Annotated in this window: 22 protein-coding genes; 8 read left to right on the forward strand and 14 right to left on the reverse strand. The window is 55.3% G+C overall.

Features of this window, described 5'->3' with window-relative positions; translation table 11 throughout:
• The first annotated feature begins 66 nt into the window (after nucleotides 1-66).
• From BEQ56_08055 to BEQ56_08065, 3 genes are read left to right on the forward strand one after another with little or no spacing between them, the layout of a single operon-like run.
• Nucleotides 67-1,170, forward strand: a complete 1,104-nt coding sequence (locus tag BEQ56_08055) for a hypothetical protein (GenBank protein AOH43432.1) — start codon at nucleotides 67-69, stop codon at nucleotides 1,168-1,170.
• Nucleotides 1,171-1,208: 38 nt separating this feature from the next.
• Nucleotides 1,209-2,663: a hypothetical protein gene (locus BEQ56_08060; protein AOH43433.1), complete on the forward strand. Its 1,455-nt coding sequence runs from the start codon at nucleotides 1,209-1,211 to the stop codon at nucleotides 2,661-2,663.
• A 21-nt stretch (nucleotides 2,664-2,684) separates the two neighbouring features.
• Nucleotides 2,685-4,235 (forward strand): 4-alpha-glucanotransferase, encoded by a 1,551-nt coding sequence (locus BEQ56_08065; protein AOH43434.1) that lies wholly within the window; start codon nucleotides 2,685-2,687, stop codon nucleotides 4,233-4,235.
• Nucleotides 4,236-4,374: 139 nt separating this feature from the next.
• Here the strand turns inward: BEQ56_08065 and BEQ56_08070 are convergent, their stop codons facing one another.
• The 4 genes from BEQ56_08070 to BEQ56_08085 all read right to left on the reverse strand — a co-directional run bounded on the left by BEQ56_08070 (nucleotide 4,375) and on the right by BEQ56_08085 (nucleotide 9,592).
• Nucleotides 4,375-6,084: a hypothetical protein gene (locus tag BEQ56_08070; protein AOH43435.1), complete on the reverse strand. Its 1,710-nt coding sequence runs from the start codon at nucleotides 6,082-6,084 to the stop codon at nucleotides 4,375-4,377.
• Between the two features lie 14 nt (nucleotides 6,085-6,098).
• The gene (locus tag BEQ56_08075; protein ID AOH43436.1) at nucleotides 6,099-7,358 is read right to left on the reverse strand and encodes a hypothetical protein; all 1,260 of its coding nucleotides are present in this window, start codon (nucleotides 7,356-7,358) and stop codon (nucleotides 6,099-6,101) included.
• Nucleotides 7,351-8,289 carry an NAD-dependent epimerase gene (locus tag BEQ56_08080; protein ID AOH43437.1) on the reverse strand — a complete coding sequence of 313 codons (939 nt, stop codon included), beginning with the start codon at nucleotides 8,287-8,289 and terminating at the stop codon, nucleotides 7,351-7,353. Before BEQ56_08080 ends, BEQ56_08075 begins: the two co-directional genes overlap by 8 nt.
• A gap of 229 nt (nucleotides 8,290-8,518) precedes the next feature.
• Entirely contained in the window at nucleotides 8,519-9,592 is a 1,074-nt protein-coding gene (locus BEQ56_08085) for a dihydrodipicolinate reductase (GenBank protein AOH43438.1), read from the reverse strand.
• A gap of 170 nt (nucleotides 9,593-9,762) precedes the next feature.
• On the opposite strand from BEQ56_08085, the gene BEQ56_08090 reads away from it, so the two are divergent.
• Entirely contained in the window at nucleotides 9,763-10,812 is a 1,050-nt protein-coding gene (locus BEQ56_08090; GenBank protein AOH44465.1) for a threonine aldolase, read from the forward strand.
• Nucleotides 10,813-10,901: 89 nt separating this feature from the next.
• Nucleotides 10,902-12,284, forward strand: coding sequence for a flotillin (locus tag BEQ56_08095; GenBank protein ID AOH43439.1), 1,383 nt, complete (start codon nucleotides 10,902-10,904; stop codon nucleotides 12,282-12,284).
• Nucleotides 12,285-12,358: 74 nt separating this feature from the next.
• Here the strand turns inward: BEQ56_08095 and BEQ56_08100 are convergent, their stop codons facing one another.
• Nucleotides 12,359-12,739, reverse strand: a complete 381-nt coding sequence (locus tag BEQ56_08100; GenBank protein AOH43440.1) for a desulfoferrodoxin — start codon at nucleotides 12,737-12,739, stop codon at nucleotides 12,359-12,361.
• A gap of 199 nt (nucleotides 12,740-12,938) precedes the next feature.
• On the opposite strand from BEQ56_08100, the gene BEQ56_08105 reads away from it, so the two are divergent.
• Nucleotides 12,939-15,383, forward strand: a complete 2,445-nt coding sequence (locus tag BEQ56_08105) for a hypothetical protein (GenBank protein AOH43441.1) — start codon at nucleotides 12,939-12,941, stop codon at nucleotides 15,381-15,383.
• 27 nt (nucleotides 15,384-15,410) lie between these two features.
• Here BEQ56_08105 and BEQ56_08110 read toward each other — a convergent pair whose 3' ends face one another.
• The 4 genes from BEQ56_08110 to BEQ56_08125 all read right to left on the reverse strand — a co-directional run bounded on the left by BEQ56_08110 (nucleotide 15,411) and on the right by BEQ56_08125 (nucleotide 19,734).
• Nucleotides 15,411-16,817 (reverse strand): hypothetical protein, encoded by a 1,407-nt coding sequence (locus BEQ56_08110; protein AOH43442.1) that lies wholly within the window; start codon nucleotides 16,815-16,817, stop codon nucleotides 15,411-15,413.
• Nucleotides 16,814-17,383 carry a hypoxanthine phosphoribosyltransferase gene (locus tag BEQ56_08115; GenBank protein ID AOH43443.1) on the reverse strand — a complete coding sequence of 190 codons (570 nt, stop codon included), beginning with the start codon at nucleotides 17,381-17,383 and terminating at the stop codon, nucleotides 16,814-16,816. Before BEQ56_08115 ends, BEQ56_08110 begins: the two co-directional genes overlap by 4 nt.
• A gap of 55 nt (nucleotides 17,384-17,438) precedes the next feature.
• Nucleotides 17,439-18,032, reverse strand: coding sequence for a thymidine kinase (locus BEQ56_08120; protein AOH43444.1), 594 nt, complete (start codon nucleotides 18,030-18,032; stop codon nucleotides 17,439-17,441).
• 73 nt (nucleotides 18,033-18,105) lie between these two features.
• On the reverse strand, nucleotides 18,106-19,734 hold the full coding sequence (locus BEQ56_08125; GenBank protein AOH43445.1) for an NAD(P)H-hydrate dehydratase: 1,629 nt from the start codon (nucleotides 19,732-19,734) through the stop codon (nucleotides 18,106-18,108).
• Nucleotides 19,735-19,748: 14 nt separating this feature from the next.
• On the opposite strand from BEQ56_08125, the gene BEQ56_08130 reads away from it, so the two are divergent.
• Together BEQ56_08130 and BEQ56_08135 are read left to right on the forward strand one after the other, a co-directional pair.
• A complete protein-coding gene (locus BEQ56_08130) occupies nucleotides 19,749-20,498 on the forward strand; it encodes a hypothetical protein (protein ID AOH43446.1) in 750 nt (249 codons plus the stop codon).
• Nucleotides 20,499-20,519: 21 nt separating this feature from the next.
• On the forward strand, nucleotides 20,520-21,371 hold the full coding sequence (locus tag BEQ56_08135) for a hypothetical protein (protein ID AOH43447.1): 852 nt from the start codon (nucleotides 20,520-20,522) through the stop codon (nucleotides 21,369-21,371).
• 67 nt (nucleotides 21,372-21,438) lie between these two features.
• Here BEQ56_08135 and BEQ56_08140 read toward each other — a convergent pair whose 3' ends face one another.
• From BEQ56_08140 to BEQ56_08160, 5 genes are all read right to left on the reverse strand, one after another.
• Nucleotides 21,439-21,783, reverse strand: a complete 345-nt coding sequence (locus BEQ56_08140) for a cupin (protein ID AOH43448.1) — start codon at nucleotides 21,781-21,783, stop codon at nucleotides 21,439-21,441.
• A 173-nt stretch (nucleotides 21,784-21,956) separates the two neighbouring features.
• Nucleotides 21,957-23,048 carry a branched chain amino acid aminotransferase gene (locus tag BEQ56_08145; GenBank protein AOH43449.1) on the reverse strand — a complete coding sequence of 364 codons (1,092 nt, stop codon included), beginning with the start codon at nucleotides 23,046-23,048 and terminating at the stop codon, nucleotides 21,957-21,959.
• Between the two features lie 9 nt (nucleotides 23,049-23,057).
• A complete protein-coding gene (locus BEQ56_08150) occupies nucleotides 23,058-23,597 on the reverse strand; it encodes a hypothetical protein (protein ID AOH43450.1) in 540 nt (179 codons plus the stop codon).
• Entirely contained in the window at nucleotides 23,594-24,340 is a 747-nt protein-coding gene (locus tag BEQ56_08155; protein AOH43451.1) for a 2-oxoglutarate oxidoreductase, read from the reverse strand. Before BEQ56_08155 ends, BEQ56_08150 begins: the two co-directional genes overlap by 4 nt.
• Nucleotides 24,337-25,416 (reverse strand): 3-methyl-2-oxobutanoate dehydrogenase subunit VorB, encoded by a 1,080-nt coding sequence (locus tag BEQ56_08160; protein ID AOH43452.1) that lies wholly within the window; start codon nucleotides 25,414-25,416, stop codon nucleotides 24,337-24,339. Before BEQ56_08160 ends, BEQ56_08155 begins: the two co-directional genes overlap by 4 nt.
• Nucleotides 25,417-25,420: the final 4 nt, after the last annotated feature.

The following is a 25,420-nucleotide window of genomic DNA, read 5'->3' on the forward strand; positions in this document are numbered from 1 at the left end:
GGAACAAACTTTTTTTACCAATCTCAGAGTAAAATCAGGAATAAATAAAATCTGTCTGGAGGGAACATGGCGTCTTCGGAAATCATCGCGATCGGATCTGAGCTGTTGTTAGGAGAAACGCAGGACACGAACACTGCGTTTCTCTTACGCAAATTACGTGAAATCGGCGTAGATATTTACCGCACGCAAATCATCGGCGACAACGTTCAGCGGATCGCAAACGCAATCCACGAGAGCCTCTCGCGCGTCGATATTGTTATTACCACCGGCGGCTTAGGCCCGACGATCGACGACCCCACGCGTGAAGCCGTCGCGAAAGCCTTCGACGAGGACCTCGTTTACCATGAAGCGCTATGGGACGAAATTAAAGTCTATTTTACCAACCACGACAGGCAGCCCACCGAAAATAACCGGCGGCAGGCATACCTGCCCGCCTCAGCGCAGGTCATCCACAACGAAATCGGAACCGCGCCCGCTTTTTTCGTCGAGACAAACGGAAAAATCGTCGTTTCTCTTCCCGGAGTTCCGGTCGAAATGCAGTATCTGACGAATACGTATGTTCTTGACCTCCTCCGGGATAAGTATCCAACCAACGATATCATCCTCGTACGCACGCTGCATTCCTGCGGACTCGGTGAATCCGTCGTCGACGAAGCTGTCGCCGAATTCGAAACCTGGGCGAACCCGACGCTGGGGCTCAGCGCCAAAGGCGGGATTACCGATCTTCGGATTACCGCGAAAGGAAGGAGCCGCGAAGACGCGTCCGAAAAGCTGACGCAGCTTGAAAACGAAATTCGGCGCCGGATCGGGAAACATATCTTTGGCGTCGACGACGAAACGCTTCCGAAGGTTGTCAGCCGCGAATTGCGCGACGCCGGACTGAAGCTTTCGCTTGACGAAGCGGGTACGGACGGAAAAATCGCTGAATCTTTCGACGAGGACGTCCTGACCCCGGATTCGGGTATTTCCGCGGATCGCGACGGCGTCGTTTCGCTGAGCGTTTCCGTCAGCCCTGCCGAAAACGGGTTTAATCAAGTACAATTATCCTGTAAGACCCCTCGTGCCGCCAGGCAGATGGTTCGTTTTTTTGATCCGCGTCTCTTCTCGGATCAAGATTATATTTCGCTCTCGTTGGAATTCCTCCGACTCGCGATCCTCTATAACGAATAAATCCATTCAAACCAACAAGCCGGAAACTGGAGACCCTCATGCCGAAGCATTTCAACGTTTTATTCGCGATTTCCGAAGCCGACCCCTTAATCAAAATCGGCGGATTAGGCGATATCGGCGGAACGCTGCCGGTTGCCTTGAACCGTTTATCCGAGTCAGAGACGAACGGCGCGATAACCGACGTGCGCGTCGTCATCCCTTATCATGAGGAAATCAAGCGAAAGAATTGGCCGACCGAATGGATTCGGAATTACACGATCGAGACCCGCTGGGGCCCGCGCGACGTCTATCTTTCAAAAGCGTTAAATACCGATTATCCGCTCTACCTGATCGACGGCGATCCAATTCGGAACACGGGGATCTACAGCGACAACCCGTGGATCGACCTGAACAAGTACGCCTTCTTCTCGGTCGCCGCGGTCGAGCTCGCGCGCGCGATCGATTTCAGGCCTGACGTGCTGCATTTTCATGATTGGCATACCGCGTTAGGGGTGAAATACTTAAAACAGCTCCGCCCCGTCGACCCGTTCTTTTCCAAAACCAGATCCCTCTACACGATCCATAACCTCCCGTATTCCGGCGGCGACTTTCCGGAGACACTGAATTACTATGGGATCCGCCCGGCCTACGACGTCCGTATTCCGGGCTGGCTCTGGAATTTGCCGATGGCGATCGGGCTGGACGCGGCGGACCGAATCAGCACCGTTTCAAAAACCTACGCGAAGGAAATAACCACCGCTGAATTCGGACACGGCTATGAATCCTACCTGTCGGAGCAAGGCGCACGCCTGAGCGGGATCGTCAACGGCGTCATGATGGATCAATGGAACCCTGAAACCGACACCCGGATCACGGTTCAGTACGGCGCGGACAGCCTCAGCCAACGCGATGCCAACAAAGCGCAGCTGCAAAAGGACCTGTACCTCCCGCAGCGCGAAGACGTTCCGCTCTTCGTCATGGTCGGGCGCATGTCGTACCAGAAAGGCTTCGACCTGGTTATTCAGGCGCTTCGCCAGATGGCGGACGTTGATTTTCAGGCCGTGATCTTAGGCACGGGAGAAGCCGCGATCGAGAACGACTGCCGAAGTCTGGGCGCGATGATGCCCGACCGGGTCCGCGTCGAAGTCCGATTTGACAGCCTCCTGTCGCGGCGCATGTACGCGGGCGGCGATATTTTCCTGATGCCATCCCGCTACGAGCCCTGCGGCATTGCGCAAATGATCAGCATGCTATACGGTTGTATCCCCATGGCGCATTCGACTGGCGGACTTGCCGACACGATCAAAGACCCGTTCGATTATCCCGACGAGTACACCGGATTCCTCTATCGGAACGCCGACGTCGGCGGGACGGAATGGGCGCTTCGCCGCGCGGTCGACTATTTCCGAAATCATGCTGAATGGGAAAAGCTGCAGCGCCGCGCTATGACCCAGGATTTTTCCTGGCGAAAGCAGGCGATCGAATACCTGAATCTCTATCGTTCAATTAAATAAAGCAAACAGGATGGGATAATCATGACGACGACAAAACTTGAACGCTCTTCCGGGATCTTACTGCATCCGACCAGTTTTCCCGGTCCCGACGGAATCGGCGATTTAGGGCCAGAAGCGTTTCGCTGGATCGATTTCCTGGAGTCCGCCAACTGCGCAATCTGGCAGATTCTCCCGCTGGGCCCGACCGGATACGGCGACTCGCCCTACCAGGCCTTTTCCGCATTCGCCGGAAATCCCTACCTGGTCAGCGCCGATATCCTTCTCGATCAGGGCATCCTCAAGCCGGAAGACCTTCGCGATCGCCCGGGATTCCCGGAAGCCACGGTCGATTATGGAAGCGCGATCGCCTGGAAGCTGACACTCCTGAACCGCGCCTATCAGAATTTCAAGGCGGAGCCCGCTCTCTGCCGCGAGGAATTTGACCGCTTCTGCGACGAGAACGCCGATTGGCTCGACGATTATAGTCTCTTCCGCGCGATCAAAGACGTTCAAAACGGTGACAGCTGGATCAACTGGCCCGGGAAATATCGCCTTCGCGACCGGAAAACGCTGACCGAATTCGCCGCCAGAGCCGCCGACTCAATCGAGGAACAGAAATTCTACCAATTCCTTTTCTTCCGTCAATGGAAAAACGTTAAGGATTACGCAAACGGCAAAGGAATCACGATTGTCGGCGACATCCCGATTTTCGTCGCGATGGACTCCGCCGACGTCTGGAGCAGGCCGGAGCTGTTTTACCTCGACGATCAGTGCCAGCCGACGGTTGTCGCCGGCGTTCCGCCGGACTACTTTTCCGCGACCGGCCAACTCTGGGGAAACCCGTTATATAAATGGCCGGCGCATCAAAAAGACGGCTATCAATGGTGGATTCGGCGCGTTCGCGCCTCCCGCGTTTTATCCGACCTGATTCGCCTGGATCATTTCCGCGGCTTCGGCGGCTACTGGGAAGTCCCGGCCGGAAACCCCACCGCGCAGTTCGGTCGCTGGGTCAAAGGACCGGGAGAGGAGCTGCTGACCGCGATCCGCGATTCGCTCGGCGAACTTCCGATTATCGCCGAAGACCTTGGCGAGATTACACAGGACGTCGTCGAGATGCGCGATGCGTTCGGCTTACCGGGGATGAAAATCCTGCAATTCGCGTTCTCCGGCGACGCCCGCGACCTCTTCCTGCCGCATAACTACGTGCAGAACTGCATTGCATATACCGGAACGCACGATAACGATACCGCCGTCGGCTGGTACGCTTCCGCGCAGGAACATGAAAAAGACTTCTGCCGCCGGTATTTAAGCACGGACGGATCCGATATCGCATGGCGTATGGTCCGTTCGGTCTGGGCGTCGGTCGCCGTCTACGCGATCGCCCCGCTTCAGGATATTTTAGGTCTGGACGGATCGACCCGAATGAATTTTCCGGGCCATGCCGCTGGAAATTGGCTCTATCGCTTCCGTCCCGCGGATATTAAACCTGATCTGGCCGCCCGTATCTCCGAGCTTAATCAGATGTATAATCGGATCCCGTCGATCAATCGGGTTCCCGCAAAGCGGCCGGCTATTGATTATGAAAACGCATAACCGATCTGAAATATGGATGAAGCCTTTGTTTGCCTATGCGAAATCGCTGGCCGTATACTGGAACCGCTGATTCGTATTGATTGAAAAAATCGGCGTCGGATGCTTCGAAAAAAAAGGGGGTCCGACGCCGACAGCGTCGCTACTTCCCGCCAAGATAAGCGCGTTCGCGCTCAAAAATTTTCCGTAAAATTGCGATCGACGTCGCGTACGTCGAATCCATCCCAAAATAGGACAGCGTTCCCGCGCCCAGATTTCGGCCTTTCGTCATCGGCGTGTCCGAAACGTAATGCAATATCCCCACTTCAAGCTTCATTTTATTCAGCGAAACGATCTGGTCGACCGGATGCCGGTTGGCGCGATAATTCTCGCAGATCGCCGAAAGAAACGGCCCCGCTTCCATTTCGATATCAGTAAATCCGCTCCGATACATTTCGTTGATAAACGTATGGTTCTGAAGGAATGTCCCGAGGACCGTTACAGCCCGCTGATGATCAAGGATCGAACCGTACGTCAACCACGGTTCAATATCGGCGCTGCTGAACGCGTTGGACAGCAGGTACGTATTCTTCGAATGCATATCGTAGATAACCGACGGAAGGATCACGTCGCCGTAAATCCCGTTCAGCGACGCGGCTTTGCCCATGATATAAATTCCGCGGAGATTTTCGAACTCTTCCGACACTTTTGACAAAATATTGTACGCAGTCATTCCGAGCGGATAATCGATATTGAAGATAAACGCTTCCGATTCAGCCAGCGAGCGCAGGTTGGGAACCTGGAGCCGCCGGTCGACACGATCCAGCCTGACCTTCGACAGATCGATGAGCTGTGCCTCGACGTCAAACGTATACAGACTGGAAACGCGATAGATGCCATGCGCGCGCTCGTAAGCGAGCTGATCCCCGATCGAAGCCGCGCCCTCCGGCGTCGCCTGATACTTCTTGAGGACATAGTAAAGCAGGTTTTCCCGCGAAGCCGACAGCTTCCCCGATTCGATCCCGGTCCAATCGCTGTACAGCTTCCGATCCTGCTGCCGCCGCATGAACGCAATCAGTTCCGCTTCTTTTGAGATTGCGAACCCGGAAATCATGTTGGTAAGACTATGCGTGTTGCTGGATACGAAATAAATCGGTCGGTTCCGTACCTCGGGACACTCGGCGATAACATTCGCCAGCCATTTTTTTGACGAACGTGCATATTGGATAAACGAGCTGTCCAACAGGCGAACGCGCATTTCCGAGGGGCGTCGCTTAATCTCGCGGAGCCATTCCCCGGCTTCGTCACCCCAAATCGAGCAGAGGCGGATAAAATCGTCGGCGTCCAGGTTCATCTCCGCCGCGAGAATCGGAATCGCCGGGTCGGACGCGTCGGAAATCAGCGATAACCGTTCATCGCCGACGTCCTCCATCAGGCGATGAAGCTTGTTCCATTCGATCTGGAACGCGGTCAGGACTGGGATCAGGTCGTCAATATCCGAGCGGCTGGTAATAAAACAGGCCAGCGTCCCTTTCCCGTCGAACAGGCAGAACCTTCGTCTTGCCCTTGCGGAAACGATCCGCCAGCTATCGATATCCGTGTACCCCTGTTCCTTGAACATTTTCGTCTGCTGTCCCATGACGACGCGGGACACCTTCCGGATACAGTCCGGAATCCGCAGTACGGCATATACCATCGCGTTGAAATCGATCGTACCGGCGCGCGCTCGCGCGTGCAGGACGGAATCCAGTCCGGAATGAACCTCTTCAATCCCAGCCAGCCGCATTTCAGAGTTGGATTTCAAAACGGAATAGATCGTTCGAATATAAAAATCGATCGCTTCGGACGCCTGTAAAGGAATATTTCGGTCCATATCTTTTCTTCCAGCTATCCGAGCGCCCCGTTTTCAATCGCCACACGGCGGAACGCGCCGACAAATTCACGAAGCTCGGCTTCGGTTTGCGCCGCGGACAGCTGAACGCGGATCTCATCGCGATCCTTCGGGACCACCGGATAATTAATCGCGGATAAGAGATACCCCGCCGCGAACATTCCCTGAACCATGCGTTTCGTCTTTTCCGCCGTTCCGAAGAGGACAGGCTGGATCGGATGGATTGAATCAGCCGCCAGCGTGAACCCGGCTTCAGCAATCGCCTTCTTAAAAAAGGCGATATTTGCACGCAGCGCCGCCAGCATGCGCGCACCTTCAGCGGAATCCAGAATCCGTACCGCTTCCAACGCCGCCGCCGCCGTTCCCGGCGCGATTGAATTCGAATAAATATACGTCGCCGCCGCCTCGCGGAGATAATCGACGACGACCTGACCGGCGGCAATGTACCCGCCGTCAGCGCCGAAACCCTTCCCAAGCGTCCCGATCAGGACGTCAGCGCCCGCGTCGCAGACCTCCTCCGTCCCGCGGCCGCTCTCCCCAAACGCAGCCACGCCATGGCAATCGTCAACCAGCAGCAGGATCCCCTCCGGAAACGCGTCATCGTAACGATCGATCAGCTTCCGAACCGCGTTCAGGTCCTGATACGCCCCCAACATGCTGAAAACGCCGTCCGTCACGATCATCAGCCGATCATACTTCCCGACGCAGGATCGGATTTCAGCCTCCAGCGAATCGACGTCGCGATGTTTAAAGATGCGTTTATCTTCCTTCGGTAAATTCGCGATCCGGACGCCGTCGATGATACTGCGATGATTAAGCTCGTCAGAAATGACGCAGACGTTCGTCGTAAGCAGCGAATCCTTCGCCTGTTTCCGCGACAGGCTGAAAAGCGCGGCGATATTCGAGGCGAACGCCGCCGACAATACGATCGCATCGTCCTTATGATGGAACGCCGCCAGCGCCTTTTCAAGCTCCCGATGTTTCGCGAAGGAGCCGGAAATGAAACGGACCGCGCCCGGTCCTGTCCCGAGCCGTTCGACCGCGTCGTGCTCCGCTTTTTTTATGGCGGGATGATGACGGAAGCCGAGATAATCGTTCGAATTAAAAACCGAATAGCGCTTCCCGCCGATAATCGCCTTCGGGTTTTCTTCGTCAGTAAACCGCTCGATCAGGTGCTCAAAGCGTTTTGACGTCTTAGCGGCGTCGATCCGATCCAGCTCCGCGGACAGCGTCCGATAAAATTTTTCTTTACCCATGATAAATCCTTCCTTTTATTCCAGAATACAGCGCCTTCGCCATTTTTCCCAAATCGTAAGCCTCTTTCCAGCCCCAGTCGCGCCGCGCCGCGCTGTCGTCGATCGACTGCGCCCAGGTTGCCGCGATTTCCTGACGAACGTCAGGTTTATACGTAATTCTGAACCCGGGGAAAAGACTTTTGACTTCTTCGACCAGCTCCGCCGGCGTAAAATTAATCGCCGCGAAATTATACGCCATCCGCTCGGTCAGGTTCTCGCGCGGCGCTGCCATCAATTCGATCGTTCCCCGGATCGCGTCGTCGATATACATCATCGGCAGCCGCGTATCCGGCGACAGGAAGCATTCGTAAGCATTCTCACGAAACGCGCTGTAAAAAATATGCATCGCGTATTCGGTCGTCCCGTCTCCCGGATCCCCTTTCCAGCCGTTAATCCCCGGATAGCGGAGCGAACGGACGTCCACGCCGAATTTATCATGATAATACTTGCATAGCAGCTCGCCAGTCATTTTGGTAATCCCGTACACGGTTTCCGGCTCAAAGGAGGTATGCTGCGGGACGCGAATTTTCGGCGTCGTCGGCCCATAGACCGCGATCGAGCTCGGCCAGAAAACCTTGCAGTCAAATTCACGCGCTTCATCAAGCACGTTCATCAAACCGTTCAGATTAATTTCCCAGGCCAGGCCCGGATTTTTCTCGCCGCCAGCGGAAAGCAGTCCGGCTAAATGATACACCGATCCGACGTCATACTTTTCAAGGATCGTTTTCAGCCGGCCGCGATCGCGAATATCCAGGAACTCGAACCGACGGGCCTCATGCGTATTACGAATATCAGAGGCAATCACGTTTTCGTCGCCATACGAAGCGCGAAGCGCGTCAAATAAATCGCTGCCAATCAATCCGCCCGATCCAGTGATAAGAATTTTTCTCATGCAATTTTCCTTTGCCCGTGCTTAGGTTCGATAGATACGGTTTTCAAACTGCCTGCTTTTATTTTAGTCTTATTCCTTAATGATGTGAATGGTTTCCATCTGCGTTTTTCAAAGCTGAACAGGAATCATCGCTGAAACCAAAAAGGACCTCGCGAACAGCTATGCGAAGCCCTTTTTTTGAACGTTTTGAATCCCGCCAGAGTCATTTCAGAAACCTGGCAGAATTCTTTCAGTCCAGATAATCCGTAATCTTTCCTACGATATAACGGTTATTTGGAAGCTTATCCGTTGTTATATACCCCGGCTCGCTCCGGATCAGCGCCGGGATCCGGTTGATCAGGTTGGCGCAGGTCAGCTCGACCGTAGCCGGCCGATCCACGTGGATCGAGACTTCCGGTTCACCGTAAAACGACCAGTCATTGCGATCGAAATCCTCCGGTCCGTAAACCTTGCCAATACATTCCGTCTCGATCGTGATCCCTTCTTTCGTCTCCGTCGTCACGACGGCGCTCATCCCGGTCGGATCGCCCGCCCGGATCGTCATCCCAAGCGTGGAGCTGACGAGGTCTGTGGAATGCGTTGTCGGGAAGCATTGCTGCACCTGCGAAACAGGGGTCAGGCCGAGCCGTTCGCAAAGCCAACCGTTCTGATTCCACATGTAGCTGGGGACGTATTCGCCGCTCTCCACCAATTTTTTCTGCTCGGCCGAAGTAAGGTCGTTATACTTCCCGATCTGCTCCTTGAAATCCTCCTGCGATAAACCTGCCCCATGTCCATGCGCGAGCGCGATTCCGTAATCCTCGACATTGTAGCTGCTGATTCCCTTGATCTTATCGATCCGCTGGATCGACCCCGCCAACGTATCGATCAGGACGCCCCAATACATATCCGGATAACCGCTCCCCGCCAACGTGACGCCGTTTTCTTTCGCTAATTTATCCAGCGCCGCAGTCAGCTTCGGATTCGAATTCCAGGGATACAGCGACTCTTCGCAGGTGCTGATCGCGTTAACGCCGCTCTTCGCGCAGACCTCGAAAGCGCCCTTGATATCTTCTATCAGGCTCATCGTCGCGACAACGCAGACCGACGGCTTCAACTCTTTCAGGATTCGTTCCGCGTCCTTCGAATCGGAAATCCTGACCCCGTAGGGCTCGGCGCCAATATGCTCGCCGATATCTTTCCCGATCAGCGCCGGATTCATGTCAAACGCAGCGACAATTTTCGCGCCCTTCTCGATCAGGTAGCGAATCAAATACCGACTCATCTTACCGCAGCCAAACTGCGCGACCTTCAATTCCTTCATGGTCATACCTCCTTTTTCATTTAAGGAAATTATAATTAGCCCGTGGTTTACGTCAATATGCCGAAAATCACCTCGTGCGAACAAAGCGCCTGCCCAACCGGACGGGGATCTCCGTATTTTTCGTCGAATCCTTTTCGGACCGTTATAATAAAAAATCGTCGGAGGCAAACATGATTCGATTCAACAGCGACTACACGGAAGGCGCGCATCCTGAGATTCTTGAGGCGCTGATTCGAACGAACGAGCTGCAAAGCGACGGCTACGGCGCCGACCCGTACTGCGGCGCTGCGCGGACGATGATCCAGACGGCTTGCGGGGATCCAGATGCCGACGTGCATTTTTTCGTCGGCGGGACACAGACGAATTTCACGCTCATCGCCGCGGCGCTCCGTCCGTACCAGAGCGTCTTGAGCGCGGCCACAGGTCATATCTTCGTGCATGAAAGCGGCGCGATCGAAGCGACGGGGCATAAATGCGAAACGCTTCCGACCGTCGACGGTAAAATCCGGGCCGCGGATATTGAAGCGAAGCTCGAAGCGCACCGCGCAGACGAATCCTTCGAGCATGCGACCCAACCCAAGCTGGTCTACCTGTCGCAGCCGACCGAGCTCGGAACGCTTTACACGCGGCAGGAACTGACCAAAATCCGCGCCACCTGCGACAGGTACGATCTTTTCCTCTATATCGACGGCGCGCGGATCGTATACGCGCTGACCTCGGAGAAAAACGATGCTGACTTAAAGACGATCGCCCGGATCGCCGACGCGTTCTATTTCGGCGGAACGAAGGCGGGACTCCTCTTCGGCGAAGCCCTCATTATCCGCAGCGATACGCTCAAGCGCGATTTCCGTTATATTCAAAAGCAACGCGGCGGATTGCTGGCGAAAGGGCGGCTCTTAGGCGTCCAATTCGCCGCGCTTTTTGAAGCCAGCCTGTACGAAGAAATCGGGCGGCACGCGAACCGAGCCGCGGATAAAATACGGGAAGCGCTGCGCGAAATGAGGGTTCGTTTCCTCGTCGCCTCACCCACGAATCAGATCTTCCCGATTTTCCCGGACGGCCTGATCCGGGAGCTGCGGGAGGATTTCGCGCTGGCGTATATCCAGCGCGTGAGCGAAAGCGAAAGCTGCGTCCGGATCTGCACGAGTTTCGCGACCAGAGACGAGGACGTCGAAGCGTTAATCGCCAGAGTCCGATCGCTGCTCGATAAAAATCGGTAATGTCGATCCCATGCGTCATTCAGTCTGGTGAACGCAGTCCGGATACTGTAAAATAAGATATCGTTGAAAACGTTAAGCAGGAGGAGAAAATGGATTACACTCTGATCGGAATCGCGGCCGTAATCTTTATTGGAATAATCGTGACATTGGGGTACGTTAAAGCCCCGCCCGATAAAGCGTTTATCATTTCCGGGCTCAGGCGTAAAGTCGTCGTCGGCAGGTCGGCGATTCGGATCCCATTCCTCGAACGGTTGGATAAACTTTCGCTGAAAGTCATGTCGGTCGACGTGAAGACCGGGACGGCGGTTCCGACGAACGATTATATTAACGTCAGAGTCGACGGCATTGTAAAGATAAAAATTTCGAGCGATCTCGATATGATTGGCAAAGCGGCGCAGAACTTCCTGAACCAGTCCGAAGAATATATTATCGGGCAGGTTAAGGACGTTCTGGAAGGAAATATGCGCGAAATTATCGGCCAGCTTACGCTCCCTACCATGGTTCAGGACCGCAAACTTTTCGGGGAGAAGGTCCAGGAAAACGCCGTGCCGGACCTGGCGAAATTAGGTCTCGAAATCGTATCGTTCAACATTCAATCCTTCGAAGATGAAAACGGCGTTATCGAGAATCTCGGGATCGATAATATTTCGAAGATCCGAAAAGAAGCTTCGATCGCGAAAGCCAACGCCGATAAGGACGTCATTATCGCCCAGGCCAACGCGAACAGGCTCGCCAACGACGCGGAAGTCGAATCGCAGCGAATTATCGCCGAGCGACAGAATGAACTCGAAATCAAGAAGGCGCAGCTGAAAACCGAAGCGGATAAGCAGAAGGCCGAAGCCGATATGGCTTACGATATTCAGGCGGAAGAAAGAAGAAAAGATAAGGAAGCGAAATCCGCGGAGGCCAACCTGATCCGCGAGCAGAAGCAGATCGAGATCCAGAAAGCAAAGCTCGACGCAGAACAAAAACAGGCCGCCGACGTCCAGCTCTATCAGCGGCAAAAAGAAGCGGAGGCGAAGCTTTTCGAGGAACAGAAGAGCGCCGAGGCGATTAAGATCAGAGCCGAACAGGAGGCCGCCGCCGTAAGAATCAAAGCGGAAGCCGACGCCGACGCGAAGCGGCAGGTCGGTCTTGCGGAAGCGGAAGCGCTGCGCGCGAAGGGGCTCGCCGAGGCAGAGGCGATCGACAAGAAAGCGGAGGCCATGAAAAAATATGGCGAGGCCGCCATGCTTGAGATGTACTTTAATGTCTTGCCGGAAATTTCAAAAAATATTACCGCCCCGCTCGGCAATATTGACAAGATTACGATGTATGGGGACGGGAACAACGCAAAGCTGGTCGGCGATATAACGAAATCGCTGACGCAGATAACCGACGGATTAAACGACAGCCTCGGCGTTGACGTTAAGTCGCTGGTTACGGGATTCCTGAAGAATAAAACGATCAGTGAGGAAAAAAGCGGCGAGTAAGCCGGTACGCCGCGAACTCCACGTACAAAAAACGATCGGCAAGCGCCGATCGTTTTTTGTACGTATTTAATCCATCAGAGCGCGGTCTTCCAAAGCCCGTGCAGGTTGCAATGTTCATAGACCGCAACCGCTTCGTCGTCGGTAACCGTGAAGACAGCCTTCGGCTTATCGCCCGCGTTCAGATATTTGATCTGGAAGCCCTTCCGGGTCTCGAGAACGACGAACTCGATCCAGTGCTCGGGAAGCATCGGATGCTCAACCGCTCCAACAACAACTTCAATTTTATCACCGGAGACCTTGACATCCGGCACGTGTTTTTCCTTGGCGGCGTCGACCGTATTCGCGGTAACCGGCGCCATAGGCTCCCCGCAGCAAATCGTGGGGACGTTTCGATCGTTTTTCAACGTGACAATCATTTTTTTGCAGTGCCTGCAATATAAGAATTCAAGTTTCATTTTTTCTCCCTTATTTATGCTGAAATGCCTTTCAACTGACGCCTTTATTTTATCATAAATCCGAGAACAGACCCCATGTTGTAATTATTTTATGATTTAAACGATTCCAACATGGCCCTTCCGATCCTCAAGGCTGCGTTTCGTTTTACGATAGAACTAACGTTGACATGCGGGAAAGATATTGTAAAATTGAACTTATATGGAACGGGCGAATCGGATCAATCACGTGGCGAAGCTTTTCCTGGCCCTGATTCTGGGGCTGGTGATGGCTGGCTGCGACGCGCAGCGGAACGAACTCATCCTCGGACTTTTTCAGACCGCAACGCCGATTCCGCCTACGGCGACGGCGACGTCCGCGCCGACAATAACGCTCACGCCGGAACCGACCGAAACGCTCATTCCGCTTGAAGAGCCAAGCCGCGGGGACCATTATTTCCTGATTGGCGATTTCAAAACTGCGCGTTCCGAATATCGAAAGAGCGCGTTTTCAGCGGCGTCGGAAAAAGAAATCGCCGCCGCTGAACTCGGGCTGGCGAGAATCGAATCGCAGTCGGGCGAATACGAAGCCTGCCAGAACCGGCTTATCGAGGCGTTGAACCGGATCGGCGACCCCGCGCTCAAAGCGCCGCTCTGGTATCAGATGTCCGCCTGTCTGCACGAATTAGAGCTGCGCAGGGAGGAAATCAATGCGCTCAGCGAATACCTGAAAGCGAATCCGGAGAGCCGCCTGGCGTTCGAGATTCAGGAGCGGATCGGCGACCTCTATTTCGCGGAAGGCGACTATCAGGACGCAATGACGATTTATTCCGGACTGGCGGAAAGAGTCGATTTTATTTCCGGGAACCAGGTCTGGATGAAGGTCGCGGATACCTTCTTCATCCAGGGCGATTACTCGAACGCGCTGCTGGTTTGGATAAAAATTTTCGAAGCGAACCAGAACGAGGAGCTCCGGGTCCGGATCAACCTCCTTATGGCGGAAACGTACGAGATCATCGACTCAACCGAGCAGGCCTACGCCCGCTATCAGGACATCGTCAACAGCTATCCGCGCGCTGCGGGAGCGCTGGACGCGCTTCAGGCGTTAAATAACGCGGATCAGGACGTCAACCTTTTCCAGTCTGGGCTGATTTATTATTATCGCGGGAACTATAAATTAGCGTCGGCCAATTTCTACCGGTTTCTCGAATCCGGGGAAAGCGGCGACGGCGCGCTGATTTATTATTTAGGCGTCTCCCAGATGTATGTCGGAAATTACGTCGAAGCGATATCGCTTTTTGACAAGCTGATCGAGGAATTCCCGGAAGACGGGTTCTACGCGCCCGCCTGGGAAGAAAAAGCATACGTTCAGTGGTACTATCAGGGCAATTATCCGGCGGGGGCCGCAACGCTGTTAGAATATGTCGCGAAACATCCGGATCAGCAGCCCGCGCCGGGATACCTTTTCCAGGCAGGACGCGTCCTGGAGACGGCGCATAAACTGTCCGACGCGGCGGAAGTCTGGGAGCGGTTGATCGATGAATATCCGCTATACGAAAAAAGCGAAGAAGCCCTGTTTTTAGCGGGAATCGCGCGGTACCGGGCCGGGAACTATGACGCGGCGACAGCTACGTTCAACCGTGAATTGCTGATCGCGACCGACACGGCCGACGTCGCCAAAGCGAATTTCTGGATCGGGAAATCGTACCAGCGGAAAGGCGACGCCGAATTCGCAGAAAAATACTTTTTAGCCGCTTCAAGCGCCTCGCCGACCGACTATTATACCGAGCGTGCCCTCGATCTTCTGAGCGGGGCTGAGCCGTTCCAGTTCGCCGCGCCGTCCGAAGCGATTTCGGGCGACATCGCGAACGAAAAGATCATCGCGGATCAATGGATGCGAATCACATTCAATATCGACGAAGCTGTCGACCTGATGCGGCCGACGCTCCTGATCGCCGACTCCGATTTTCTCCGCGCGGAAGAACTGTACCGCCTTGGCCGTTTTCAGGAAGCGCTCGAAGCCTACGACGCGGTTCGCGTCCGGTTTGACGGAGAAGTGGTCGCCTCGTATCAGCTGATGAATACGCTGATCGAAAAAGAGATTTACCGTCCCGCCGTATTTATCAGCCGCGGGATCCTGACGCATGCCGGGCTGATCGAAGACGTACGGACGCTGAGCGCGCCGAATTATTTTAATCGGATCCGCTTCGGGACCTGGTACAGCGAGAGCGTCCTCGCGGCCTGGGAAGAATTCGGTATTCATCCCTTCGTCCTCTACGGAATGATGCGGCAGGAAAGCATGTATGATCCCTGGATTTCTTCCGCCGCCGGCGCTCAGGGGTTGATGCAGTTCATGCCCGCGACCGGGCGCGAAATGGCCGAAAAGCTGAAGTGGCCGGAGAATTACGGGCCAGACGACCTGCTCCGCGCCGCCGTATCGGTTCGCTTCGCTGGGAAATACCTTTCGGGTCAGCTTTCCTACTTCGACCAGAACCCGTACCACATGCTGGCGTCGTACAACGCGGGCGCGGGGAATACGGCGAATTGGATCGACGGCGAAGACGGCGATACAGACCTGTTCCTGGAGATGATCCGATTTGAAGAAACCCGGCTTTACGTTCGCCGGGTCTATGAAAACGCAAAAATGTACGAACGGCTGTATCGCTGAATCGCAGCGGGAGAGACGCCGCCAAGGCTAAGGCGCGCGAAGGGACTCGATATAAGCCGCGGCCTCGCTACGGCTGGTCACGGCGCCGACGATCTGCGCCTCGATCAGGCGCTCCTTAAGCTCTCCGATTTCAGGCCCCTCCGTCAATCCGAGTAAACGGATAATTTCGCCGCCGTTCAGGTACGGCTCCGGACAAACCACGCTGTCGTACCGACGGAACCGCGCCTCGAACAGCTTCGCCGCAGCATCCAGCGCGTCCGCCCACGCGGTCGAATCGGGCGCCATGGCCGCTTTCCCGTATGCGTCCGCCAGATAGAGAAAAACGCCTTCGATCGCGGCGTTGGAATATTTCTTAAAGAAACGGTATATGTCCGTGTCGGCAAACGTATCGCCCGATTCAACGATCGCGAAAATTTCGGACGACGCCTCAAACATTTTTGCAATATTGCGGATCTCGTCGCCGCTGAGGACGATCTGACGCGATCGGTAATTCAGGATTTTCTTCTGCGGCTCTGATTTCGGGTCGACCTTATACAGCGCAGCCAACAGCGCGAAGCGGAGAACGCTTCGGCGGTCGCGCAGGTAATTTTTCTCCGCGTCAAAATACGAACGCAGCTCGGTCCGATATGCGCCCAGCTTCAGAACCGCCAGTCCGGAGATCAGGTTCGAGGACTCAGCCTCCTGGAACTCGGTCGTCAGGATTGAAAGCAGGCGATCCATGGATCGGGCCCGATCCACCAGCTCGTCCGTCGAATTCAGCGAGTCGTTCGGAAAGAGAAAATCGAGAATCGAAAACCGCTCCAGAGCCTGTATAATCGAAACGCTCTTCCCGAGCTTCAGGATTTTAAACAGCTCGTCGCGATACCGTTCGGCCGAGCAGTTCGGTAAAAAAGCAGGGATTCCATTCATCTCATGGATCAGCTCATCGTCCATGCTCAATCCGTATTCCAGCGCAAAGCGCAGTCCGCGGACCGCCCGGATCGGATCCTGCCGGAGACTGTCCGGGAGACACATCCGCAGCCTCTTTTCACGCAGGTCGGACATGCCGCCTAATGGATCGACGAACGTCTGCCGATCGCGGAAATCGATCGCAATCGCGTTGATCGTAAAATCGCGATTCCGCAGGTCGTCTTCGAGCGTGCCGCCGACGATTTTCGCGAAATCGAAATGAACAAAACGATCGCCCTCGTTGATCATAACGCGCACGATCTCCCGTTCCTCGTCCATGACGTAAAACCTGGCGTTGAACGCGTCGGCGATCCGTTTCGCGATCTCGCGGACGAACCCCTCCAAAATGAAATCGTAATCATGCAGCGGCTTATTCAGGATCAAATCGCGAACCGCCCCGCCGACGAGGTACATTTTCAAGCTGGCGGGGACGACCGCTGAAATGCGATTGAGGTAATCATAGTAGCCTTGTTCGCGATCGCTCATTTTCCCTTTTCTTTTAACTCTTCCAGCTTCTCCAGATCAACGACGCCAATATACTTCAGGTTCCGGTAATAATCGTCTAAATCCAGTCCATAGCCATATACAAATTTGTCCGGAATATGGAAACCGCAGTATTTAACCGGAATTTCGACTTCACGGCGGGTCGGTTTATCCAGAATCGTACAAACGCAAAGACTTTTCGGATTTCGCGTCGACAGCACGTTAATCACCGCGTTCAGCGTTTGCCCGCTGTCAATAATGTCTTCTACAATGATAACATTAAGTCCCTGGATCGGGGTGTTTAAGTCATAGGTAATTCGAACGTTCCCGGAAGACTCGCGTATACCCGCGCCGTAGGAGGACACCGCCATAAATTCGATTTTATTCGGAACGGACACTTCCCGCATCAGGTCGATCAAAAAAACAACGCCGCCGCGCAGAATACATATAAATAAGATTTCTTCCCCGGCGTAATCGCGCGAAATCTCCGCACCAAGCTCCTTAATCCGACGTTGGAGCGTTTCCTCGTCGATCAATACCTCGGCTAAAACGTCCTCTGGTGAATACATGATCCCTCCTATCCTTTTCCGTTTCCAGAGCGGCGCAGCGGCCTGAAAAAAAGGATCAGCCGCGCGATTTTCCGTTGCGATGATGAACGACGTGATGCGTTCGGCAGCGCGCCTCGTACAATTCGTCCGCGCCAACGATCACGATCGGATCGTCCGCGTCCGCCGGCTGTCCGTTGACGATCCGCTGCGTCCGCGTCGCCGGCTCCCCACAGACCATGCAGATCGCGGTCAGCTTATCGACACGCTCGGCTTTCGCGATCAGGGTCGGCATGACGCCGAATGGAACGCCGCGGAAATCCATATCCAACCCGGTCAGGATCACGCGAATTCCGTTCCCGGATAGCCGATCCACGATTTCAACGATCGGCTCATCGAAAAATTGCGCCTCGTCGATCCCGATTACGGTCGTATCCGGGGATAAATACTGAAAAAGATCGCCGATTTTATCAATCGGAAGCGCGTCGATCTCAATTCCGCCATGCGAATGGACCCGCTCGACGACGTAACGGTCGTCAATAATCGGTTTGAAGACCTGAACTTTATTCCTTGCGATAACGGCGCGGCGAAGCCGTCGGATAAGCTCCTCCGTCTTTCCGCAAAACATCGGCCCGCAAATGACTTCAATTGGCGCAATTTGTTTTTCTGCCATCTCCACGACTCCGGTTCTCGATACTTGTATTCAGACGATATTTTACACGATAAAGCTGCCGCGATGGGGCTGATCAGCCAACACACTGATAATCGCTCGCTATTTGAGAGAATAGGCTGCTGTAAAGCCCTGGGATTTCCCCCGCCAGAAGCGTCCGGTTCTCCGCGCGTTCCTTTCGGAAGATTTCGCCCGCCGACCCATGGAACCAGACGCCGAGCTGCGCTGCGGAAAACGGATCGGAGCCCTGCGCGGCGAAACCCGCGATCGTTCCGCTCAGGACGTCCCCGCTCCCCGCCTTTGCCAACGCGGCGTTCGCGAACGGCGCAACGGCCGTTTCGCCCCATGGCGCGGCGATAACCGTATATGCGCCTTTCAGCACGACGATCGCGCTCCATTCCCTCGCCTTTTCCTCCGCCAACGGGATCCGCCGCCGGTTCACGTCTGCGACCGTGCATCCGCAAAGCCGCGCCATTTCGCCCGGATGCGGCGTGAGGATCGTTCCGGAAGGAAGCCGGCTTAATATCTCGCGCCGATCCGAAAGATAATTCAACGCGTCCGCGTCGAAGATCGGCGTCCTGATCCGCCCCAGGATTTCCGGATCGAAAAGAACGTCAAGAAACGTCGTCGATAAATTCCCCATCCCGAGTCCCGGACCAACGAGCCATGCCGAATTTTCGCGGTCGGGAAGCTTCCGCTCCAGCGCAGCCCGGTTTTCACCCGCGTTGTCCGAAATCGTATCCCAGACAGCCTCAGCCGCCCGCGACGCGACGCAGCGGCGTACCAGCTCGTTCGAATTGATCTCGACCAGCCCTGCCCCGGAGCGGTACGCCGCTTCCGCCGCCAACGCCGGCGCGCCAAAATACTTTTCGCATCCGCCAAAAATTCGGACGGTCCCGAACGCGCCTTTATGCGAAACGTCGCAACGTTCCGGCAGGCGCGCTTGAACCCAGCTCTGCGTCAGGGAGCGGCGCCGAATCCGCGAATAGACCGGGAGCTCCGGATCGAGACGCATCCGAACGCCCGACAGCTTCCCGCCGATCGCCCCGGCGCTGCCCATCAGCTGTCCAAGCTTGAACGCATGGATCGCGACCGTCTGATCCGCGCGGAGCGCGTCCGGGTCCGTTTCGCCGCTGTCGCAGTTCATCCCGGACACACAGTCGACCGCGATTATCCGTGCCGGGAACGCCCGCGCGTTCAACATCCGAAACAGCGGTCGACAGCGATCGGGAAGCGGCGGACGGAAACCGATCCCGAAAACCCCGTCAAGGATCATGTCTGTCTCGCTCAGGAACGCCCGAACCTGCGTCCCACCTTCCGCGCTGCCGAGCGCCGCCGTCGGGACGCAGCCCATCCGCAGCCTCGCTTCGTAAATGTCCTCCTTCCGCTCGTCGATCAGAATCGCGCGGACCGCCCGCCCCCTTTTTTTCAGCTCCAATAAGGCGACGATCGTATCGGCCCCATTATTCCCTTTTCCGATCAGCCCGGTAATCCGCAGTCCGCGCGGATACCGATCAACCTCCGCAGCGACCGCTTTCCCAACCATGTCGACCATCGCTTCATAGCTCGTTCCCGCCTCGAAACCTTCCCGTTCAATTTCGCGCATTTCTGCAACCGTCACAATTTCCATGAGCACCTCCGCGGATTTTAAACTGATGATTAAGTTCAATTCAGCGTATCCATTCAGCAAAAACAATTCGGACAAGATAAAATGAACGCATGAAGTTTTTCTTAACGTTGTCCAATAAGCTAATTATAGCCGCGTCGCCGTTTATCTTCCTGATGGCCGTTGTCGTCAGCGTTTTTACCCCCGCCTTTATTTGGATCGAGTACCAGCGTCCGGGTTTTCCTCCGGATGAATTCGGCTTTTCGACGGAGGAAAGGCTCAGGTACGGAATTCATTCTGTAAATTACGTAACCTCATTGCGGAATCTTTCTTTAGCCGAGCTGACAGGCCCCGACAGCGAACCGCTCTATCGGGAATCGGAGCTTTCCCACATGGCGGACGTACGAACGGTATTCCAGTCCGCCCGCTGGGCGCTGGCAGGTTTGATTGCGCTGACCGTGGTCCAATTCGCGCTGACCTGGAGAAGACCGGCCGCGTTCCGGGACCTGCTGTACGCGCTGCGCACCGGCGCGCTGGCGTCGATCGTGGTATACAGCCTGCTGATGATCCTGTCCCTGACCATTTTTGATCAGGTTTTCTATTCTTTTCATCAGCTGTTCTTCGCGGAAGGCAGCTGGCTTTTTTACACGTCCGACGCGCTGATCCGGCTCTTCCCGAAACAGCTCTGGGTTGACGCGTTTATCGTCGCCGGCGTCGCGGCGCTCGCGCTCGCGGTCCTTTTCTATTTTCTTTTCCGCGCTTTCGCGAAAAGGGCGGCGATTCCGCCAGTTTCCGGAAAAACTTCTCTAAACGCCGTCCGTTCATCATCCAGACCGGACGGGGCAGCCTCATTCAAAAGATAAAAAGGGAGCATTCAATCTTCTATGACCGACAGAAAAATCATTATCACCACCGAATCCACCTGTGATATCCCCAGGTGCGAACAGGAGCGACTCGGAATTTTTACCGTTTCAACCTATATCATGATCGGCGGACGGTCGTATCTGGACTGGACGGAAATAACGACGAGCGATTTTTTTGAGCTGACAAAAGCGCGAGATATCCGGCCGACAACCTCCGCCGTCCCCGTGCATGATTACGAGACGCTTTTCCGTCAGTTCGACGGTCAGGACGCCGATATTCTTCATATCGCCGTTTCGCAGAATTTTTCCGCCTGCTTCAATAACGCGGTCGTCGCCGCGCAAAGCTTCAAAAATGTGCATGTTTTCGACGCGAAAAACGTCTCCGCCGGGCTCGCGCTGGCGATCTATCGCGCGGTTGACCTGCGCGACCGAGGCTTCGCGATTCAGGATATCATCTCAGACCTGAGCGCGTATGTCGACCGAATCCGTTTCAACTGCGTCCTCGATACGGTCGATTTCATTCGCCGCGGCGGGCGGCTTTCCGCGACCGTCGCGTTGGGGATCGAGCTGCTGAAAATAAAGCCGGAAATCCTTCTTCGGGACGGGAAAATCGTGATCGGCAGGAAATACCGCGGAAAGCTGGATAAAGCGCTGGGCTCTTTTGTTGAGAACCAGCTGAAAAACGTCAGCCATATCGATAAAACGCGGGTCCTCGTCGCCAATACGCTCCGAGATCATGAACTCCTCGCCCGTCTTCGGGACACCGTCGCCAAACGTCTCCCCGACAGCGAGACGATCGTCGTCGAGGTCGGCTCGGTCATCTCCTGCCACGCGGGACCGAACGCGTTCGGATTAGCGTTCGTCGAAGATTAACGTTGCGGGGCCCCGAGCGTCAGAAGGTTCGGAGCCCTGCCAAAAGCATTCCACGCCGCCGAGCGGATTAATTCTTCGGAAAGACGACAACCAGCAGCATTTTGAACCGTTCCGAAGCGAAAACCGAATGTTCCTTTTCCGCGGGCATCAGGATCGACTGCCCCGCGGATAACGTAAACTCTTGATCCTCGATCCGGATCAGCCCCATCCCGTCCAGACAGAGAACGAGTGCGTCCCCGTGGGACGAATGCGTACTGATTTCCTCGTTTTTATCGAACGCGAATAACGTAACCGAAACGGCCGCGTTCTGCGCCAGCGTCTTGCTGACAACCTGTCCCGACGCGTAAACGACCTCATCTTTCAGCTCGACCGCCGCTGCGACCGGGAAGTTCTTAATCATTGCGCTTGTCATGGGCACATCCTCAAACCTTTCATCACAAGTTTGTTATTGACAACTCTGATTATATGCCGGTAGAGCAGGATTCTCCGTTGGTTTTCCAACGGGGAATAAAAAAACGGCTCCAATCCATGCGGCTTGAGGATCGGAGCCGGGCTGCGGCACTGTCAGAATTCCGGCAGGGCCCGCTATTTAACTTCGACAGTCCAGCCGAACTCGTCCTTCGCCCGGCCGTTTTGAATCGCGCTGATCTCGTCATAGAGACGTTTCGCGATCGGGCCGGTCTTTCCGCCGTTGACCTTTACCGTCTCGCCTTTCCAGACAAACGCGCCGACCGGCGAAATCACGGCAGCAGTCCCGGAAGCAAACGATTCATTCAGCGTTCCATTCTTCGCAGCGCTGAATACTTCGTCAATTGAAAGCTTACGTTCGGAATGCGGAACGTTCCAGGCCTCAAGCAGCCGTAGAATCGTATCCCGCGTGATTCCAGGCAGGATCATCCCATCCAGCGGGGCGGTAACGACCTCGTTATGGATCACAAAAAACGCATTTGACGTTCCAATTTCCTGGACATACTTCTTTTCGCTGCAATCCAGATACAAAACCTGGCTGCAGCCGGCGGCGACGGCTTTTTCCTGCGCTTTCAGGCTGATAACATAGTTCGCGCCAATCTTCGCGAATCCAGTTCCGCCGGGCATCGCGCGCGAATATTCGTCCTCGACGAAAATCTTCGTCACCGGAAGCTCGCCGTCGTCCGATTGATAGTACGATCCGACCGGACTCAGGATCACCGCGAACTTATATGAGCGCGCCGGATGCACTCCGATATACGGATCGTCGGCGAAAACGAACGGGCGAATATACAGCGATGTATTCTTCGCGGTCGGGATCCAGTCCCGATCGATATCGACAACCGCTTTAATCGCTTCCATCATCAGCTCCGGATCAATCTTCGGAATACAGATTCGGTCGGCAGTTGTATTGATACGCTTAAAATTCATGTCCGGACGGAAGAGCAGGACGCGACCATCCGGCGACTTGTAGGCCTTCATCCCCTCAAACATCTCAATCGCGTAATGCAGCACGGCAGCAGCGGGGTCCAGCGTAAACGGGCCATAAGGAACGATCCGCCCGCCATGCCATCCTTTTTCATCGTTATAATCCATCACAAACATATGATCGGTAAAATATGTCCCAAATCCGAGCTTCGATCCGTCCGTCAGGTCCGGTTTCGGCTTCGGCGCGGTATTTTCAGTCACCTGAAACGTATACTTGCCCATGTCTTGTCCTTATAAATATTTTTCTCCCGCGTACAACGCCTCAACGTTCTTCGGCAGCAGCTCCGCCTTCGCGCCGTAGAATTCCTTCGCCAGCGCGCCTTCGACGGATTCCGCTTTCAACAGCTTCGTTTTTCGAACGATCGCGCCCAGCATGACGATATTCGCTGAGCGTGGAGCGCCGATATCGCTCGCGATCCGGTTAGCGTCGACCGGGATAATCTGGATATCCGTGCGTTTCGGCGTCTCGGGGATTACGGAAGTATTATAAAATAGAAACATGCCCGATTCAAGCGTTTTCTCAAACTTATGCAACGACTGCAAATTCATCGCAGCGACCAGGTTCGGAACCGAAACGATCGGATTACTGATCGGCTGGTCGGAGACGATCGTCGAGCAGTTCGCCGTCCCGCCGCGCATCTCCGCGCCATACGACGGAATAAACGTTACGTCCTTCCCTTCAATCATGCCGGCATACGCCAACATGCGCCCAATCGTCAGGACCCCCTGACCGCCGAATCCGGCGATAATCGTCTTCCAGGTTGTGATCATGCGATTGCCTCCGGTTTCTTAAACACGCCCAAAGGATAATACGGGATCATCCGCTCCCGGACCCATTCCATCGACTTTGGGGCTGTCAGGCCCCAGTTTGTCGGACAGGTCGACAGGAACTCAACAAACGATAATCCAAGCTTTTTCTGCTGCGTTTCGACGGCGCGTTCGATCGCCTTTCGGGCTTTGCGAATCTGCGCCGGAGAATCGATCGAAACCCGTTCGACGTACGCCGCGCCGTCGATCGTCGCCAGCATTTCCGCAACCCGCAACGGGATCCCGTTCCGAACCGCGTCGCGGCCAAGGACCGCGGTCGTCGCCCGCTGACCGATCAGCGTCGTCGGAGCCATCTGCCCGCCGGTCATCCCATAAATTGCGTTGTTAATAAAAAAAGCGCAGATATTCTCCCCGCGAACAGCGGCATGAACAATTTCAGCCGTTCCGATCGACGCCAGATCGCCATCCCCCTGATATGTAAAGACGAAATGATCCGGATGCACCCGCTTAATTCCGGTAGCAACCGCCGGCGCGCGCCCATGCGCCGCTTCGCACATTTCTACATTCATATACTGATGCGCAATCACGCTGCATCCGATCGGGGAAACGCCGATCGCGCTGTCCAGCAGACCTTTCGCCTCCAGCACGCCCATAATCAGTTTATGCGCAATGCCATGGCCGCAGCCCGGGCAATAACTCAGCTCCGCGTCGGTCATCCCGACGGTTTTTTCATAAATCGCTTTCATTTATATTCCCCCAGAATCTTTTCGGCTTCGGCCGCGATGTCTTCCGAAGACGGGATATTCCCGCCGACACGGCTGATCATGCGCACCGGGAATCGCCCGCGAACCGCGCGCTCGACATCGGTCAGCATCTGGCCCATGCTGAGTTCGACGGAGGCAATGACCTTCGTTTTCGCCGTAACGCGGTCGAACGCATACGACGGGAAGGGCCAGACGGTCCGCGGACGGATCAACCCTGCGCGGATACCGCGCGCCTTCAAAACTCCCAGAACCTCGGCTACGATCCGCGAGGACGAACCGTAGGCGGCGAAAACGATTTCAGCGTCCTCCACGGACGTCGCCGCCGCGTCAGCCAGCTCTTCTTCCATCGCAGCATATTTATCGAATAAATGATGCACCATTTCTTCAAGCCGAGCCGGCGTCGGCGCGTACGCGCGGATCAGGTTCCGATCCGGCTTTCCGTTCCGTCCGACGAGCGCCCAGGGCTTCTCGCTGGCGATCTTTTCCAGCGCCTGCGGAGCGCGCGGTTCCGGCAGGACGACAGGCTCCATCATCTGCCCCATCATGCCGTCAGCCATAATAAAAACCGGATTACGGTATTTATTCGCGATTGCGAAGCTTTTATAAATGCAATCGATCGCTTCCTGCATCGTCGCGGGCGTAAAAACCGGGATATGGTAATCGCCGTTTCCGCCGCCGCGCGTCATCTGATAATAATCCGACTGAGCCGGCTGGATCCCGCCGATTCCCGGGCCGGTCCGGGACACGTTTATCGCGACCATCGGAACCTCGGCCATGCAGGCGAAGCTGAACCCCTCCTGCATCAGCGCAATTCCCGGCGACGCGGACGAGATAAAAACGTCCCCGCCGGCGACGCCGATCCCGTAAGCGATATTGACCGTCGCTAATTCGCTTTCGGATTGGATAAACGTTCCGCCGTGCTTCGGGAGCTCCCGCGACATGTACTCGACCAATTCGTTCTGAGGCGTAATCGGATAACCGACATAAAAGCGGCAGCCAGCCCGGATCGCGGCCTCTCCAAACGCTTCGTTGCCCTTCATCAATACTTTCTGTCCCATTTTA

The sequence above is a fragment of the Anaerolineaceae bacterium oral taxon 439 genome, from assembly GCA_001717545.1.
Classification (GTDB): domain Bacteria; phylum Chloroflexota; class Anaerolineae; order Anaerolineales; family Anaerolineaceae; genus Flexilinea.